Here is a 15,931-nt window from a genome sequence, read left to right as displayed (position 1 = left end):
CGCGTTTGGAGCAATTCCAGAAACGAGGGTCTCCAGTCCCGAATTTCGGAGTTCGAAGCGTTGGATCATGTTCGAAGCGATGCCCGCACTTCCTTGCGAAACATGAACTTGAGCCCCGACCAGGTCGAATCGACGGCGCAGACCTTCACGTCGACGAGATCAAGCGGCAGAAATATCTCGCGCAAGGCATCCTCGGTCAGGGTCGTTGCGACACCCGAGGCCCTCTTCGGCCAAGAAACCCAGAACATTCCATCGGCCTTCAGCCGCGCCGCGAGCAGCACGGCCCGGGCTTCGAGCGCGGTCCGCTCGGTTTCGAAGACATGGATGTAGTCATAGCGGCGCGAGGCGACACGGTCGCTCGAGAGATCCATGAGCGACGTCTCGACAAGCGCAAGACCGGGGAAGGCTGCGATCTCGGGAAGTTCGGCTGGAACGGCGAGAAGGAGCGCGGCCTGCCCGTCGCGCAGCCCGAGCTTTTTTGCCAGCGGCGTTCCGGAATAGCCGGCGTTGCTCATTGCCGTTTCCTTCGTGGCTGCAGACCCCGATTTGTCGAGCGTCATCGTGGCGCGCCGATCTTGAGCCACAACGAAAGCGCGAGGATGAGGCTTGCCCGGCAAAAACGCAACTGATAGAGCGGCAAGGCAATTACCGGAGCGGCATGGCTTTGGATTGCTTCGATCCAAAACCGTTACGATCCGGGAGCACAGCCGTGACTCGCCTTCAGGCCAATCTCTTCCTGCTGTTTTCCGGCGCGATCTGGGGCGCCGGTTTCGTCGCCCAGTCGACGGCGATGGAGGCAATCGGTCCGCTCTGGTTCATCGGCCTTCGCTTCGCGATCGCGACGATCGTCGCGCTGCCGCTGGCGCTGGTCGAAACGAGGCTCGCCACGGCTCCGCTTCCGCGCAAGTCGATCCCCAACTTCGTTTTCATCGGCCTGGCGCTCTTCGGCGGCGCGGTGACACAGCAGGTCGGGCTGCTGACCACCAGCGTCACCAACTCCGGCTTTCTGACGGGGCTTTACGTCGTCTTCGTGCCGATACTGACCGTCGTGTTCCTGCGCCGCAAGCCGCACTGGGTCATCTGGCCGGGTGCCTTGCTTGCGAGCTTCGGCATCTTCCTGTTGAGCGGCGGAGCTCTGTCGAGCCTGACCGGCGGAGACCTTCTGACAATCGTCTGCGCCGTTTTCTGGGCGATCCAGATGCTGCTCGTCGGCATCTTCGCCTCCCATACCGGTCGGCCAATGCTGCTGTCGATGGTGCAATTCGCCGTCTGCGCCGTACTCGGTTGCCTGTTCGCGGCCTTCTCCGAACCCCTCAGCCTCGATGTGATCAGGAACGCCCTGCCCCAGATCCTTTACGCCGGCGTTTTTTCGAGCGGCGTTGCCTTCATCTGCCAGGTTGTCGGCCAACGCTACACGACCGCGCCACAGGCGGCGATCTTCCTGTCGAGCGAAGCCCTGTTCGCCGCCCTTTTCGGCGTACTGCTGCTTGACGAAGTCATCATGCCGATCGGTTATGTCGGCTGTGCCGTCATCTTCGTCGCGATGCTGGCGGTCGAGCTTGTTCCGGAACTGGCGAGAAGGCGTGAGGAGGCGGAAGCAGCCGCTTGAAGCGGCGCGCCGCGGCAAGATCTTCTGCACTGCTGCAAGCTGAACTTACCGTATTACTTATTACTGTCCAACAGTGCCGATTTTGCTTCTAATCGAGACGCTTAAGCGGATCGCGCGAGAGCACCGTAGTATTCCTTGCAGTTTTTCTGCAAAATTTGCGGCTTCGCTTTGATCGCGTGCGGAACATGAGACATATCAGACGCTTGCGATTTTTCGGCGAGGCTGCACAAAGCAGCGGCATGATCGAGAGCGACAAAATATGGCGCAAACAGTGTAGCCAAATCGCAGCTTTGTTCAAAAAGCTGTGATTTCAACAGCTTGCGATGCATTCCGAATATTCCACGCTTAAACCGCAACTGACCGGTTTTTGAGCAATGGGAAGCGGCAATACCTCGTCAGAAAAGTTTTGCTTGCCAATTCAAAATAAACCCATCAATCTTACTCTGTTCGGGCAATCTGCGAACACGGGAAGATCTTGAATATAAGCGGGCCGGAGACGCAAACCACTCCGGGCGGCCAGACCGGGGGGAGGCTTATTTCCCTTCCTATGGCTGGCTGCGAGAACAGGACCCTTTCCTCAAATGTCGAGAACTGCCTGCCGCCACGCCCATTTTGGGCAAAACTGCAATGCTGCCCGCGCCGTCAAGCGGGTGGAGAGAAAAGGACCTGACGCATGGCCGAAACTGGCACTGTAAAATTCTTCAACACCGACAAGGGCTTTGGTTTCATCAAGCCAGACAACGGTGGTGCAGACATCTTCGTACATATTTCTGCCGTGCAGGCTTCGGGCCTGAGCGGCCTTACGGAAAATCAGAAAGTAAGCTTCGACACCGAACCCGATCGCCGCGGCAAAGGCCCGAAGGCGGTCAACCTGCAGATCGCCGGCTGATACGGCGCCTTTTGACAGATTCAAGTTGGAGCCCGGCAACCTTGCCGGGTTTTTTCATTCAGGCTCCGTTCAGTTTGGGCGCCATAGAGTCCGGTCATCATGAAAACCGGAACTGATTCCGGCCCCATGCATAGGATTGAAGCCATGAACAAGTTCTTCAAAGCCGCCATTCTCTCGGTTGCCGCAGCCACGATGGTTCTCCCGACCGTCGGTACCGCCCACGCGGGTGGTCGCGATCACGACGACGCGTGGGCGGCGGGCGCCGTGGGCCTGGTCGCAGGCACGCTCATCGGCGGCGCGATCGCCTCGCAGCCGCGCTACTACAACGAGCCGGTCTACGTCGATCCGGAACCCGAATATTATGAACCGCGCCCGGTCTACCGGCCTCGCCCCGTTTACCAGCCGCGCCCGGTTTATCAGGCCCGCCCGGTCTATCGCCAAGTCGTTGTCGACAGCTATGATCTCGAGCCCTGGACGCCGGCCTGGTACCGCTATTGCTCGCAGCGCTACCGCTCGTTCGATCCGGACTCCGGCACCTTCGTCGGCTATGATGGTCTCCGGCATTTCTGCAGCGCCGGCTGATCTCATTTAAACGCAATGGCTTAAACAAAGGCACATGCCTCGCGTGAGGCATGTGCCTTTCTGATTCTCCCGGCCACCCATAGCTACGGCATGTTTCCTTCGATCGTTCACGGAGGAAACATCCAGCAGTATCAGAGGCCCCTGAGATAAGGATTGCTGCGGCGCTCCTCGCCGATCTGCCCGCCCGGGCCGTGGCCGCAAATGAATCCGACATTGTCACCGAGCGGCAGGATCTTGTCGCGAATCGAGGCAAGCAGTTGCTGGTGGTTGCCGCCCGGCAAATCGGTGCGCCCGATCGAACCGTGGAAGAGCACGTCACCGACATGAGCGAAGTTCTGCACCCGGTTGAAGTAAACGACGTGGCCCGGCGCATGACCCGGGCAATGCAGCACCTCGAAAACATGATCGCCGAACGAAACCGTGTCGCCGTCTTCGAGCCACCTGTCGGGCAGGACGTTCTCCACCTTCATCGTCAGGCCGAAGCGCTCCGCCTGGCTCTCCAATCGCTCAAGCAGGGGCTGGTCGTCCTTGTGCGGGCCGATGATCTCAAGCCCGAGCGCCTCCTTCAGCTCCTTGGCGCCGCCGGCATGATCGATGTGGCCATGCGTAAGCCATATCGCTTTCAGCGCGATACCGTTCTCACGAATGGTCTGCAGGATGATATCGACGTCGCCGCCCGGATCGACGATCACGCCCTCTTTGGTCTCACTGTCGAACAGCACCGTACAGTTCTGCTCGAAATGCGTAACCGGGATAATGCCCGCCTGTAACATGCAACCGCGCCTCGCTGCTGGATCGTCTTCAGGGTTAATGCAGGCGTACCTCCACGCTTCCCGTTCCGATCTGGACCTGTTTCGCGCCACCTATAGCGACATATGGGTGGGATGACAGCCCAATTCAGCGCAGCGCGGCGATTTCCGGTGCAGGCGTTGGCGAAGGGAATTGCACTGTCGTCAGCAGCAGGGCCGATACCGCCAGTTCCGATGCCACTACGACGATCACCAGCGGGCGAAGCCGCTGGGCCGTGGTCCTGCTTTCGTCGATGAGTTCCTGCTTCATTTCATCGCCCCCGGATTGCAACAGACCGCCCCTCCCGGCACGGGAAAGTACCGGCGCTTCAAGCGGCCGTTCGAGGAACTCGCCGGCCGGCCTTCTCGACCTGATCGCTTCTCGCAAAGCAATGTGTCTCATCCTCACATTTAGTGATGTCACGGGGGGAACATCCCGGCTGCACGAGGCGTTTCGCCTTCATCACGTAAGAGGAGCAAGACGATGAAAACCCCTTCCCCCCACCTGTTTCGAGCGGTCGCGGCAGCGGGTTTGATGCTCGCCGCCGGCGCGTCGACGGGTTATGCAGCAATGAGCGCCACCGCGGTTACGGATCTGAACATCCGCGCAGGCCCGGGGCCGCAATATCCGGCAATTGGTCTTGCAACGCGCGGCAGCGCCGCGGTTCTCGACGGATGCATCCAAGGCAGCAACTGGTGCCGGGTCAGCGTCAACGGTATGCGCGGCTGGGCCTATGCCAAATATCTGGCAACCGATATGGGCGGGTCCACCGTCGTTATCGAGCAGCGGCGCGCGGATCTCCCCATTCCTGCCGTGACCTATGAAGTGCAGCCTGGGGATCCGGTGATCGCCACGAGCCCCGAACCACTTGAACTGATCGGGCCGGTCGAGGAGGTTGATGCCATCACGCCGCCACCGGCGGTGCGCACTTACATCACCCAAAATCCTGCCGATACGGTCTATCTCGATGGTGAGGTCGTCCTCGGGGCCGCATTGCCGAACACGGTCGCCGTCCGGCAGATCCCGGACTACGAGTACCAATATGTCAGCGTGAACGGACAGCCCGTTCTGGTAGAACCTGCGACACGGCGCATCGTCTACGTCTATCGCTGACACCGAGAGCGGTCGAGGATCGGGGCTCCGCCTCGCTTCCCCTCTCAACAGACACAGCGCGCCACGCTAGGCGCGCTGGAGAGCAGTGGTTCGCCGAATCACGTGCTTATATGCGCCCTCTGCGGCGGAAGAAATCCTTGACTTCTGCAAAGTGTATTCTTCAACCAGCCAAGCGTCGATAAAAAGAAGAAAAAGTGATATAGCTCAAGGCGTTATAGCGGCTCCGGCACTCTGCCCGGCACTATCCGCAACGACCGTCCCGCACAGTCGCGACGGCAAAATTGACAAGTTTCCAGTTTCGGTCTCAACCTGACCGTGCCGGATCATCGGCGCATCGCGACTCTCGGGCGAGGGCCGCAAGACGGAGGGATCAATGGAAGCATTAATGCCTATCATTACCCAGTTGATTGCGGGGGCGGCTGGCGGCAACGCGGCCAGCGCCATGCTGAAGCAGCAGGCATTCGGGGTCGTCGCACGCACGATCGTCGGAGCCATCGGGGGCCTTGGCGGCGGGTTCCTGATCCAGACGCTCGGCGGGGAAGCAGCCGCCACCGGCCTTGTCATGCAGGCAATTGGCGGCGTGGTCGGCGGCGGCGTGTTGAGCGGCCTCGTAGGACAATTCCTCGGCAAAACAGCATGAAGTCTCGCGAACAATATCCGTAGCAAGACAAAGGCGGCCGCGGGCCGCCTTTTCTGTTTCGGATTGCTTCAAGAATATTTCCGTTTCGTCAGAGAGGCGCAAAAAACGTTGCGTACTTTCCTGAAACTGCTCTATTCCGCCGCGGCGGCGACCGGATGAACTTCCTTCGTATAGTCGTTCATCAGCGTTTCGGTGATCGCGGCCGGCGTGAAGCGATAGGGGCCGATCTCGGATACCGGCGTGACCTCGGCGGCCGAGCCGGTCAGGAAGCATTCCGAAAAACCGGAAAGCTCTTCCGGCATGATCACCCGTTCAACCACCTCATAGCCTCGGCGCTTGGCAAGCTCGATGACGGTTCGCCGCGTGATACCGTCGAGGAAGCAGTCCGGCACAGGCGTATGCAGAACGCCGTCCTTGACAAAGAAGACGTTGGCGCCGGTCGCCTCGGCCACCTGGCCGCGCCAGTCGAGCATCAGCGCATCCGCGTAGCCCTTGGCTTCGGCCGCGTGCTTGGAGATCGTGCAGATCATGTAGAGGCCCGCCGCCTTCGACTTCGACGGAGCGGTTCTGGGATCGGGGCGACGATACTCGGCGATATCTAGACGAATGCCCTTCAACTTTTCCGCGGGGTTGAAATAGCTGCCCCATTGCCAAATGGCGATGGCGACGTTGATGCGGCTGTTCTGCGCGGAGACGCCCATCTGCTCGCTGCCGCGCCAGGCGATCGGACGCACGTAAGCCTCGGAAAAACCTTGGCGCGTCAGCAACTCCTTGCTGGCGCTGTCGAGTTCCTCGACCGAATAGGGAATCTTGAAGCCCAGAATGTCCGCCGACTGGTGGAGCCGTTGATTGTGTTCTGTGAGCTTGAAGATGCGCCCGCCATAGGCGCGTTCGCCTTCGAATACGGCGCTCGCATAATGCAGCCCATGTGTCAGCACATGTATCTTGGCATCCTTCCAGGGCACGAACTCGCCGTTGAACCAGATTTCACCGTCCAACTGATCAAAAGGAATAGCTGCCATGGTGTTATCCTCCGGCGCCTATGCACCATATCTACTGTTGATTATCTTGCTGTTTCCAGTTTATCGGCAAACAGACTAAGGGAAAATTCAATTTCACGATTTTGGATTTGCGAACCGAAACACGCAGCATATCCTCCAACGGCGAAGCCGGGTCCGATATCTCGCCCGACGAACCGACCGCTATCAACGCGGTAAAAATACGTCAACAAAACTGACATATTTTGCGATATATTTCGCGAAGTGCAATTTGGTTGAAAGGAAATGACTGCGTGCCCGGCCGACCCAAGGACAACACCGATTACCTGACCGAAGTTGTCGGTGAGGACGAAGACACGATAGATTTCGAGATCATCGAGCTGCTGTTCTTTGCCTATCGCGACTTCACCGGCGACCCGGACGCAATACTCGAAAAGAGCGGCTTCGGCCGCGCGCATCACCGCGTCGTGCACTTCGTCAACCGTGAGCCCGGCATGACCGTTGCCGATCTCCTTGAGACACTGAAGATCACCAAGCAGAGCCTTGCGCGCGTGCTGAAGCAGCTCATTGATTCCGGCTATATTCGGCAGGTAACCGGTCCTGAGGACAGGCGGCAGCGAATGCTCTACACCACCGAGGAAGGCAAAGCGCTGGCGCGGGCGCTTGCGGAGCCACAGTCCCGCCGCATAGCCGAGGCATTGGCAAAAACGGGTCCCGGCGCGCGTGAAACCGTGAAGCGTTTTCTCGCTAACATGAAGAATGCCGCCGCGGACTGATCTTCATGGGGCCTGCGTTTTGAGCTTTCGAGCGAAGCGGGCAGCCCCGGGATCGGGGAATTGGTGGGCCGCCGCCGCGCGTCCGCCTGAATGCGTGATCCAGCCAGCGCGGCTTTGCGGAAAATGAGGGTAGTCGAGCTATGACAGTAAAAGCGAAAGTCTCCGATGATGCGGCGCATCTTCTGATTGTCGATGACGACAGGCGGATTCGCGACCTGCTCAACCGCTACCTGATCGAGCAGGGTTTTCGGGTGACGACCGCGGCCGATGCCGACGAGGCGCGGCGCAAGCTGATCGGCATCGATTTCGACCTTCTGATCGTCGACGTCATGATGCCCGGCGAGAGCGGCATTCAACTGACGCAGAGCCTGAGGCAGATCAAGACAGTGCCGATCATCATGCTGACGGCGCTGGCGGAATCGAATTCGCGCATCGAGGGCCTTGAGGCCGGCGCAGACGACTATCTGCCGAAGCCTTTCGAGCCGCGCGAACTCGTGCTCAGGATCAACAACATCCTGCGCCGCAACCAGCCGACCCAGGCACCGAAAGTCGATCAGGTCATTTTTGGGCCCTACACCTTCTCCGTGGTCCGCAAGGAGCTTCGCCGTGGCGCCGACCATATCCGGCTGACCGATCGCGAGCAGGAAATCATGACCCTGTTTTCCCAGCGCGCCGGCGAGACAATCCCCCGGCATGAACTGATCGGAGACGATGCCGAGGTTGGCGAGCGGACGATCGACGTGCAAATCAACCGGTTGAGGCGCAAGATCGAGGACGACCCGTCCAACCCCGTCTGGCTTCAGACGGTACGCGGCATCGGCTACCGGCTGAGTGTGGACTGACATGCGGAATATTCCGGCGAGCGCGGCAAAGAATTATGGCGAGCTTTGACAGCATCAGGCGCGAAAGAACGGGTCCCGCCGACGGCGCCTGGAAGCGCCTGACGCGATGGCTGCGCCGGCGCCTGCCGATGGGCCTCTACGCGCGCTCGCTGCTGATCGTCATCATTCCGATGGTGCTGCTGCAGTCGGTCGTCGCCTTCGTCTTCATGGAGCGCCACTGGCAACTCGTCACGCAGCGCCTTTCGGCCGCGGTGACCAGCGACATCGCCGCGATCGTCGATCTGATCACGACCTTTCCGCGGGAAGGCGATATCGACCAGGTCGTGCGCATCGCCCGTGAAAAGCTCAATCTCAACATTACCGTCGAGCCCGGCGGCGAATTGCCACCGCCACGGCCCAAACCCTTCTTCGAAATCCTCGACCAGATCCTCAGCGAGGAGATTTCGGACCAGATCCGCCGCCCCTTCTGGATCGACACCGTCGGCAATTCGAAGATCGTCGAGATCCGTATCAAGCTCGATGACGGCCGCATCCTCAGGGTCTATGCGCGGCGCAACCAGGCCTACGCGTCCAACACTCATATCTTCCTGGTCTGGATGGTCGGCGCCTCGCTCGTGCTCCTGACAATCGCAATTCTTTTCCTGCGCGGGCAGATCCGGCCGATCCTGGCGCTGGCGAGCGCCGCGGAAAGTTTCGGCAAAGGCCAGAAGATCAACGATTTCGCGCCGCGTGGTGCCGAGGAGATCCGCCGCGCCGGTCTTGCCTTCATCCTGATGCGCGAGCGCATCGAGCGCCAGATCGAGCAGCGGACCGCAATGCTGACCGGCGTCAGCCACGACCTGCGCACGATCCTCACGCGCTTCAAGCTGCAGCTCGCGCTCGCCGGCAACAATCCGGACCTCGAAAGTCTCAACCAGGACGTCGAGGACATGCAGAACATGCTGGAAGGCTACCTGTCTTTCGCGCGTGGCGAAGCAGAAGAGGACGTCGGCCAGCTGAAACTCAGCGATCTCATGGCACGTCTTGCGGCCGAGGCGGAGCTATACGGCAAGACACTGACGACCTCCATCGAAGGCGAAGACGATATCCGCGTGAGGCCTGCGGCCTTTACGCGTCTCATCGCCAATCTGGCCTCGAATGCCTATCGTTATGCGAACACGGTGAAGATCGAGGCGCGCCACAGTGCCAAGTGGCTGACGATCACAGTCGACGACGACGGCCCGGGTATTCCCGAGCGCTCCAGAGAGGACGTGTTCAAGCCGTTCTTCCGCCTCGACGAGGCGCGCAACCTCGACAGCTCCGGCACCGGGCTCGGTCTCGCGATCGCCCGCGATATCGCGCGAAGCCACGGCGGAAACGTCATTCTTGGCGACAGCCCGCTCGGTGGCTTGCGCGCAACCGTACGTGTGCCGACATGATCAGTCGCGGCGCCCTGCGTGCCTGTTTCCGGATCCGGATTACCGCGAATAGGTGGCGGTCAGGCCGCGCCGACGGTTGAAGCGATGCCAGGCCTCGATCCGGAGCGGATAACGAGCACGCATCGCATCGAGCGGGGCAAGGAGCCTGCCCTCACGGCCAAGGGACGCATCGAAGATTTCGATGATACGGCGGTTCGGCCAGGGCTTGCGCGTGATCGTCAGCAGCGCGGCGAAGGCTTCCTCTTCCCTGCCCTCTCCAAACTGATGGGCAATGAGCCCGTAGGCGAAGGCCGTCGAGCGGCTGACGCCGGCATGGCAATGGACAAGGATGCGGCTCGATCGATCGTCGGCCACCGACCTCATCGCCGCGAAGACTTCCTGAACGAGGTCGGGGAAATGCTGCGTCGCACCGGCATTTTCCTGATCACGCATGCGCACGACGCGGTGAGCGACTCCGGCGATGACCGGCACGTCCGCTTCCGGCAGCTCCGGATCGAGAAGCGAAAGCACGTGGCTCGCCCGCCATTCTCGCGCCGCGTCCGCCGCCCGCCAGAGGCAGGAGACCTTGACGCGTTCATGGATCAGATCGCCGCTGGATACCATCACACTCACATCAGCTTCTTGCCGTTCGGAACCGGCCTGTCGGTCGCCGCTAGCACGATCGCGCCGGCCTCGTCTTCAAAACCGAGGGTCAGCACTTCGGAACGAACGGGACCGATCTGACGTGGCGGAAAATTGACCACGCCCAGCACCTGCCGTCCGACGAGATCCTCCGGTTTGTAATGCACCGTAATTTGTGCGGATGACCGTTTTATGCCGATCTCGGGACCGAAATCGATTTTCAGTTTGAGGGCGGGCTTGCGCGCCTCCGGAAACGGTTCGGCTTCGATGATTGTGCCGACGCGAATGTCGACGCGCTCGAAATCGGCGAAGGAGATCGTTTCGGTCATGATTGCACTCTGAATTATCCGGCCAGTTCCTCGGCCCGTTTGCGCGCAGCGGCTATTGCCTTGTCGAAGAGCGGCTGCATTCCGTCGTCGGCCATAAGGACGGCGAGCGCCGCGGCCGTGGTTCCACCGGGAGAGGTCACGTTCTGGCGCAACCGCGCGGCTTCGTCGGGGGACTGATGCAGGAGTTCACCAGCCCCCGCGACGGTTTCCCGAGCGAGACGCATGGCGAGGTCCGCCTTGAGGCCGGCCTTGCGCCCGGCCTCCGCCATGCACTCGACGAGATAGAAGACATAGGCCGGTCCGCTGCCGGAAACGGCCGTGACGGCATTGATGTCGGCTTCGGTTTCGACCCATTCGACAGGACCGCTGACCTTCAGGAGGTCGTGAACCAGCGCACGCTGCGCGCCCGTCACATGAGCATTCGCGTAGGCGCCCGTCACGCCGCGACCGATCATCGCCGGCGTGTTCGGCATCGCCCGCACGGTTGCAGCGTCGCCAAGATGGCTTTCGATGAAACCGAGCGTCTTGCCGGCGGCGACGGAAACGATGACCGTTTCGGGACCGACGAGCCCTTTGAGCGGCGGCAATACCGCATCCATGACCTGGGGTTTGACAGCCAGGAAGATCACGCCTGCCTTGACGCCATCAGGCGCGGACGTGGCGTGGCTGACACCATTGTCGGCGATAAGCTTGGCCATCGCCGGCTGCGGCCCCGGATCGATGACGAGGACATCGGCGCCCTTGACCCCGCTCTTCAGCCAGCCGCCAAGCATCGCGCCGCCCATATTGCCGGCACCGATGAGAACGATTGGACCGGAAACGGCTACAGCCACCTCACGCCTCCCCGACGGTTTCGAACAGCACCGCATCGACTGCACGCTGCGCATCCATTCCGGACCAGACGACGAACTGGAACGCCTGGAAATAGGATTCGCAAGCATCGAGCGCACTCGACAACAGCACCTCGACCTGCTGGTTCGTCGGCTCCGCGCCGCCCGCGAGCAAGAGAGATTGACGGAAGATGATGACTTCTTCTTGGCGCCAGAGATCGAAATGACCCATCAGCACCTGACCGTTGATGTGGGAGAGGAGCCGGATCACCTCGTTGACGCGGCCCTCCGGCACCTTGATGTCAAAGGCGCAGGCCAGATGCAGCGCCTCGAACTCCTCCATCCAGGAGAAGGAAACGTGATAGTCCGCCCATTTACCTTCGACCGTCATGGCGATCTCGTCTTCGCCGGATCGCTCGAACGACCAGTCGTTGTTTGCGGCCACGAACTCGATCATATCGACCGGGTTGGATTGGCGCTCGACTTCCATTTCCAAAAGGCTCATGCATCACCCTACGGTGCGGCACAGGCGTGCATGATCGCGCTCACAAAACGCAACGCTGCAAACCCAATACCAGATACGGACACACTATGATTGCTGGACGCACGGCCATCCTGGCTTACTTACCCTGCCCGGAGCTTACGTGATCCGTTTCGAATCATCATTTAAAATCAGTGTATAACGGCAGAGTCAGCCTGCCAGCCCCTCAGGCGAAAAATTGCGGCGAAGAACGAGGGCCGCGTTGTGATTTTGATTCAGCGCAGGTGCATAAACGACTCTGCCATAAGGATTTTTTGGCAGTGTCCACAGGTGGAAAACTTTCGAGATTTTATTAACCCTAGCGCGCCATGCATCCTCTCGGACGCGCAACGGTCGCCGTAACACTTTGAATTGCCGATCATGGTATCAGTCGGAACCGATTAAGGAATCATCAGCAAACGGAAACCCGTCGGAAACGGTGCCGTCATCGTCGCTCGCTTCAATTCGGCCGAAGGTGAAGCGAGCAGAACCGCGCAAGCGCGGTTCTGCAGGTCTTACTTTATGTTTCCGGTCTCCGCGAGGCGCGCTTCCAGCGCTTCGATGCGGGCAAGCAGCGCGTCGTTTTCCTCGCGTGCCTTGACGGCCATCTCCTTGATGGCCTCGAATTCCTCGCGCTTGACGACATCGAGCGAATTCAGCCAGCTTTCGGCCTGTGCGCGGAAAGCCGTTTCGACCTCGCGTCGCACGCCTTGGGCGGCGCCCGCCGCATCGGTCATCAGCTTGGCAAAATCGTCCAGAATGCGGTTGGCTCCAGTGCTCATCGTCCAGATCTCCATTTCAGCATCGCGCGTAGCAGCGCGGTCTTGAAATTCAGGTAGGATCGTCGGCGGAAGGATGCAAGAAAAATAAGACGGCAGCGGGATCACGGACCGGCACCCGCCGGCTTGACCCGCCCGATTTCGATCGCCATGTTCCGCCAAAACAACCGGCCGGCACGAGACAAGACCTTGGAAACAATCGCCACCCGCCTCGCCATCCTCCCTTTCCCGGAAATCGACCCCGTCATCTTCACGATCGGGCCGCTTGCCATCCATTGGTACGGCCTCGCCTACGTCGCGGGCATACTCCTCGGCTGGCTCTATGCGCGCCGCATCATCCAGAACGCTTCGCTCTGGCGCAACGATACCCCGGCCTTCAATCTGACGCAGCTCGACGATTTCCTGCTCTGGGCCGCTGCCGGCATCGTGCTTGGCGGACGCATCGGCTACATCCTCTTCTACGACCTGGGCTCTGTTCTGCAGGATCCGATCCGCGCCATCGAAATCTGGAACGGCGGCATGTCGTTCCATGGCGGCCTTCTCGGCACGACACTCGCGATCATCGTCTTCGCTCGGCGAAACGACATTGCGGTCTGGAGCCTGTTCGACGTCGTCGCCACCGTGGTGCCGATCGGCCTGTTCTTCGGCCGCATCGCCAACTTCATCAATGGCGAGCTCTGGGGACGCCTGTCCTCGATGCCCTGGGCAATGGTCTTTCCGACTGGCGGCCCCTTCGCCCGCCATCCGAGCCAACTCTACGAGGCGGCGCTCGAAGGCGTTCTGCTCCTTCTGGTGCTTGGCTATTTCGTCTATCGCCGCAAGGCGTTGAAGATACCCGGGCTGATCTGCGGCATATTCGTCTGCGGCTATGCCGCAAGCCGCATTTTTGTCGAATTCTTCCGCGAACCGGACGCTCAGATCGGCTATCTGGCCGGCGGCTGGCTGACCATGGGCATGGTGCTTTCACTGCCGATGGCGCTCGCAGGCATATGGGCGATCGCGCGCGCACGCCGGGCGGCGGCAGCGACCGCATAACTGGACGGGTGCATGACGAATCCTCTCGCCGACAAGATCAAGTCCCTGATCAAGGCCAACGGGCCGATCAGCGTCACCGACTATTTTTCCCTCTGCCTCGCCGATCCGCAGCACGGCTACTACCGCACGCGCGAGCCCTTCGGCCGGGCCGGCGATTTCACCACCGCGCCGGAGATCAGCCAGCTTTTCGGCGAGATGATCGGCATCTTCCTGGTGCATGCGTGGCAGCAGCACGGTTGCCCCGAGCCCGCGATCATCGCCGAGATCGGCCCCGGCCGAGGCACTATGATGTCCGATATGCTGCGCGTCATCCGTCGCCTTGCGCCAGATCTTTATCAGTCTGGAAGCGTGCATCTCGTCGAGACAAGCGAGCGCCTGCAGAAGGTGCAGGCCGAAACGCTCGCGGACCACGAAGGCAAGATTCATTGGCACGCGAGCTTCGAAACCTTGCCCGCAGGCTTTCTCCTGCTCGCGGCAAACGAGCTTTTCGACGCTATCCCCATCCGGCAATTCGTGCACACGACGCAGGGATTCCGCGAGCGCATGGTAGGCCTCGATGCGGGTGGCGAATTGACCTTTGCAGCGGGTGTCGCTGGCATCGATCCGTCGTTTCTGCCGTCGCCGGCGCAATCCCTTGGCGAAGGCACGATTTTCGAGATCGCCCCCGCGCGCGATGCCGTCATGGCCGCACTCTGCGAGCGCCTCCGCGCCGGCGGCGGCACGGCGATCATCATCGACTACGGACATCTGGCGACCGGCTACGGGGACACGCTGCAGGCGGTCCGCGAACATCGCTACGATCCTCCGCTCGCCAATCCCGGCCGGGCGGATCTCACGAGCCACGTCGATTTCGAGCAGCTTGCCCATCGCGCCGAAATGGAAGGAGTGCAGGTCAACGGCCTTGCCTACCAGGGGGATTTTCTCATCGGCCTTGGCCTCCTCGAGCGCGCCGCGGCACTCGGCCGCGGCAAGGACACGCTGATGCAGGAAGGTATTCGCTCTGCCGTCGAACGGCTCGCGGGCTCAGGTTCCGGCAAGATGGGCGAGCTGTTCAAGGTGCTGGCAGTCAGCAGTCCCGAAGTCACGCTGGCACCCTTCCAGAAAAAGGCGCAGTGACGATCCGCTTTCTGCGGCGCCCTGCTTTTCAGACGCCCGAAGCTCGCGGTAGCACGTTGAATTGTTGCAGGTTTCATCCTCATATCGGTTTCGATTTAAGGGAATATGGAGCAAGCCGGCAGCGGTTCGGCGATTGACAGTATCGGCATGCCGCGTCAACATCGCGCCGGCAAATCAGCCGCAAATCACCGGGCCGCGACGCGCCCTCATTTCCAATGAAACCTTAGAATCACAAGGGCGAGAACACCGATGCAGGACGATGCCTCGCTTTCCCCGGTTCAGAGTCCGCTCTTCAGCGCCAAGGCGGGACCGGCGATCGCACACGGCTATTTCACGCGCAAGGGCGGCGTTTCCGAAGGCATCTATCGCGGCCTCAATGTCGGCCTCGGTTCGAATGACGACCGCGAGCGCGTCGGCGAGAACCGTGCCCGGGTCGCCCGCTGGTTTGATGCCGAACCGCGGCGCCTTGCAACCGTCCACCAGATCCACTCGCCGGACGTCCTCGTCGTCGACGGCAGCTATGACGGCGCGCGTCCCGACGCCGACGCGCTGGTGACCGCGACCCCCGGCATCGTGCTCGGCGTTCTTTCGGCCGATTGCGGCCCTGTCCTCTTCAGCGATCCGCAAGCCGGCGTGATCGGTGCGGCCCATGCCGGCTGGAAAGGCGCCCTCGGCGGCATTCTTGAAAGCACCATCGAGGCGATGATTTCGCTCGGCGCGCGCCGTGAGCGGATCATCGCCTGCCTCGGTCCGTCGATCAGCCGGACACATTATGAGGTGGGAGCCGAATTCGTCGAGCGGTTCCTTGCCGCCGACAAGGATAACGCATCTTTCTTCAGCCCTTCCGGACGGAACGGTCATGCCATGTTCGACCTGCCGGGACTGACCATCCGACGACTGACGGAAGCCGGCGTGACGGCGGAAAACCTCGACATCTGCACCTATGCGGACGAGGACCGTTTCTTTTCCTATCGGCGCACGACGCACAGACAGGAGCCAGACTACGGCCGGCAGATGTCGGCGATCTGCATACGGGAGGTTTGAG

General features: G+C 61.0%; 21 protein-coding genes. 11 read left to right on the top strand and 10 right to left on the bottom strand.

The window, feature by feature from the left end; genetic code table 11:
* Positions 1–65: 65 nt before the first annotated feature.
* The gene (locus tag QN219_RS08710) at positions 66–515 is read right to left on the bottom strand and encodes a hypothetical protein (protein WP_283999211.1); all 450 of its coding nucleotides are present in this window, start codon (positions 513–515) and stop codon (positions 66–68) included.
* 194 nt (positions 516–709) lie between these two features.
* Between QN219_RS08710 and QN219_RS08705 the strand changes: the two genes are divergently transcribed.
* Positions 710–1,609 carry a DMT family transporter gene (locus QN219_RS08705; protein WP_283999210.1) on the top strand — a complete coding sequence of 300 codons (900 nt, stop codon included), beginning with the start codon at positions 710–712 and terminating at the stop codon, positions 1,607–1,609.
* Positions 1,610–1,710: 101 nt separating this feature from the next.
* Here QN219_RS08705 and QN219_RS08700 read toward each other — a convergent pair whose 3' ends face one another.
* Complete coding sequence (locus QN219_RS08700) at positions 1,711–1,938, bottom strand: hypothetical protein (RefSeq protein ID WP_283999209.1); 228 nt, start codon at positions 1,936–1,938, stop codon at positions 1,711–1,713.
* Positions 1,939–2,282: 344 nt separating this feature from the next.
* Between QN219_RS08700 and QN219_RS08695 the strand changes: the two genes are divergently transcribed.
* Positions 2,283–2,498, top strand: a complete 216-nt coding sequence (locus QN219_RS08695; RefSeq protein ID WP_128442587.1) for a cold-shock protein — start codon at positions 2,283–2,285, stop codon at positions 2,496–2,498.
* Positions 2,499–2,642: 144 nt separating this feature from the next.
* Entirely contained in the window at positions 2,643–3,080 is a 438-nt protein-coding gene (locus QN219_RS08690) for a BA14K family protein (RefSeq protein ID WP_283999208.1), read from the top strand.
* A gap of 131 nt (positions 3,081–3,211) precedes the next feature.
* Here QN219_RS08690 and QN219_RS08685 read toward each other — a convergent pair whose 3' ends face one another.
* Both QN219_RS08685 and QN219_RS08680 read right to left on the bottom strand, forming a co-directional pair.
* Positions 3,212–3,853, bottom strand: coding sequence for an MBL fold metallo-hydrolase (locus QN219_RS08685; RefSeq protein WP_283999207.1), 642 nt, complete (start codon positions 3,851–3,853; stop codon positions 3,212–3,214).
* 124 nt (positions 3,854–3,977) lie between these two features.
* A complete protein-coding gene (locus tag QN219_RS08680) occupies positions 3,978–4,139 on the bottom strand; it encodes a hypothetical protein (RefSeq protein ID WP_283999206.1) in 162 nt (53 codons plus the stop codon).
* 213 nt (positions 4,140–4,352) lie between these two features.
* On the opposite strand from QN219_RS08680, the gene QN219_RS08675 reads away from it, so the two are divergent.
* Together QN219_RS08675 and QN219_RS08670 are read left to right on the top strand one after the other, a co-directional pair.
* Positions 4,353–4,982, top strand: a complete 630-nt coding sequence (locus QN219_RS08675; RefSeq protein ID WP_405052118.1) for a DUF1236 domain-containing protein — start codon at positions 4,353–4,355, stop codon at positions 4,980–4,982.
* 373 nt (positions 4,983–5,355) lie between these two features.
* Complete coding sequence (locus QN219_RS08670) at positions 5,356–5,622, top strand: hypothetical protein (protein ID WP_283999205.1); 267 nt, start codon at positions 5,356–5,358, stop codon at positions 5,620–5,622.
* 131 nt (positions 5,623–5,753) lie between these two features.
* Here the strand turns inward: QN219_RS08670 and QN219_RS08665 are convergent, their stop codons facing one another.
* Positions 5,754–6,644 carry a branched-chain amino acid aminotransferase gene (locus QN219_RS08665; protein WP_283977697.1) on the bottom strand — a complete coding sequence of 297 codons (891 nt, stop codon included), beginning with the start codon at positions 6,642–6,644 and terminating at the stop codon, positions 5,754–5,756.
* A gap of 269 nt (positions 6,645–6,913) precedes the next feature.
* Between QN219_RS08665 and QN219_RS08660 the strand changes: the two genes are divergently transcribed.
* The 3 genes from QN219_RS08660 (at position 6,914) to QN219_RS08650 (ending at position 9,656) form a co-directional block, all read left to right on the top strand.
* On the top strand, positions 6,914–7,396 hold the full coding sequence (locus QN219_RS08660) for a MarR family transcriptional regulator (RefSeq protein WP_269282091.1): 483 nt from the start codon (positions 6,914–6,916) through the stop codon (positions 7,394–7,396).
* Positions 7,397–7,536: 140 nt separating this feature from the next.
* A complete protein-coding gene (locus QN219_RS08655) occupies positions 7,537–8,238 on the top strand; it encodes a response regulator transcription factor (RefSeq protein WP_283999204.1) in 702 nt (233 codons plus the stop codon).
* A 35-nt stretch (positions 8,239–8,273) separates the two neighbouring features.
* Positions 8,274–9,656 carry an ATP-binding protein gene (locus tag QN219_RS08650; protein WP_283999203.1) on the top strand — a complete coding sequence of 461 codons (1,383 nt, stop codon included), beginning with the start codon at positions 8,274–8,276 and terminating at the stop codon, positions 9,654–9,656.
* 39 nt (positions 9,657–9,695) lie between these two features.
* On the opposite strand, the gene QN219_RS08645 is transcribed toward QN219_RS08650, so the two are convergent.
* The 5 genes from QN219_RS08645 to QN219_RS08625 all read right to left on the bottom strand — a co-directional run bounded on the left by QN219_RS08645 (position 9,696) and on the right by QN219_RS08625 (position 12,738).
* Positions 9,696–10,259 (bottom strand): protein-tyrosine phosphatase family protein, encoded by a 564-nt coding sequence (locus QN219_RS08645; RefSeq protein ID WP_283999499.1) that lies wholly within the window; start codon positions 10,257–10,259, stop codon positions 9,696–9,698.
* 5 nt (positions 10,260–10,264) lie between these two features.
* Positions 10,265–10,606 carry a tRNA-binding protein gene (locus tag QN219_RS08640; protein WP_283999202.1) on the bottom strand — a complete coding sequence of 114 codons (342 nt, stop codon included), beginning with the start codon at positions 10,604–10,606 and terminating at the stop codon, positions 10,265–10,267.
* Positions 10,607–10,620: 14 nt separating this feature from the next.
* On the bottom strand, positions 10,621–11,439 hold the full coding sequence (gene proC / locus QN219_RS08635) for a pyrroline-5-carboxylate reductase (protein ID WP_283999201.1): 819 nt from the start codon (positions 11,437–11,439) through the stop codon (positions 10,621–10,623).
* A 1-nt stretch (position 11,440) separates the two neighbouring features.
* Entirely contained in the window at positions 11,441–11,941 is a 501-nt protein-coding gene (locus QN219_RS08630; RefSeq protein WP_173509603.1) for a YbjN domain-containing protein, read from the bottom strand.
* Positions 11,942–12,471: 530 nt separating this feature from the next.
* A complete protein-coding gene (locus tag QN219_RS08625) occupies positions 12,472–12,738 on the bottom strand; it encodes an accessory factor UbiK family protein (protein WP_283999200.1) in 267 nt (88 codons plus the stop codon).
* Positions 12,739–12,924: 186 nt separating this feature from the next.
* On the opposite strand from QN219_RS08625, the gene lgt reads away from it, so the two are divergent.
* The 3 genes from lgt to pgeF all read left to right on the top strand — a co-directional run bounded on the left by lgt (position 12,925) and on the right by pgeF (position 15,930).
* Positions 12,925–13,770 carry a prolipoprotein diacylglyceryl transferase gene (lgt, locus tag QN219_RS08620; RefSeq protein WP_283999199.1) on the top strand — a complete coding sequence of 282 codons (846 nt, stop codon included), beginning with the start codon at positions 12,925–12,927 and terminating at the stop codon, positions 13,768–13,770.
* Between the two features lie 12 nt (positions 13,771–13,782).
* A complete protein-coding gene (locus QN219_RS08615) occupies positions 13,783–14,886 on the top strand; it encodes a class I SAM-dependent methyltransferase (RefSeq protein ID WP_283999198.1) in 1,104 nt (367 codons plus the stop codon).
* 249 nt (positions 14,887–15,135) lie between these two features.
* Positions 15,136–15,930 (top strand): peptidoglycan editing factor PgeF, encoded by a 795-nt coding sequence (gene pgeF, locus QN219_RS08610; RefSeq protein WP_283999197.1) that lies wholly within the window; start codon positions 15,136–15,138, stop codon positions 15,928–15,930.
* Position 15,931: the final 1 nt, after the last annotated feature.

Source organism: Sinorhizobium sp. 8-89 (assembly GCF_030124325.1).
Taxonomy (GTDB): Bacteria; Pseudomonadota; Alphaproteobacteria; order Rhizobiales; family Rhizobiaceae; genus Sinorhizobium.
This window is presented reverse-complemented; position numbering and strand designations above follow the sequence as displayed.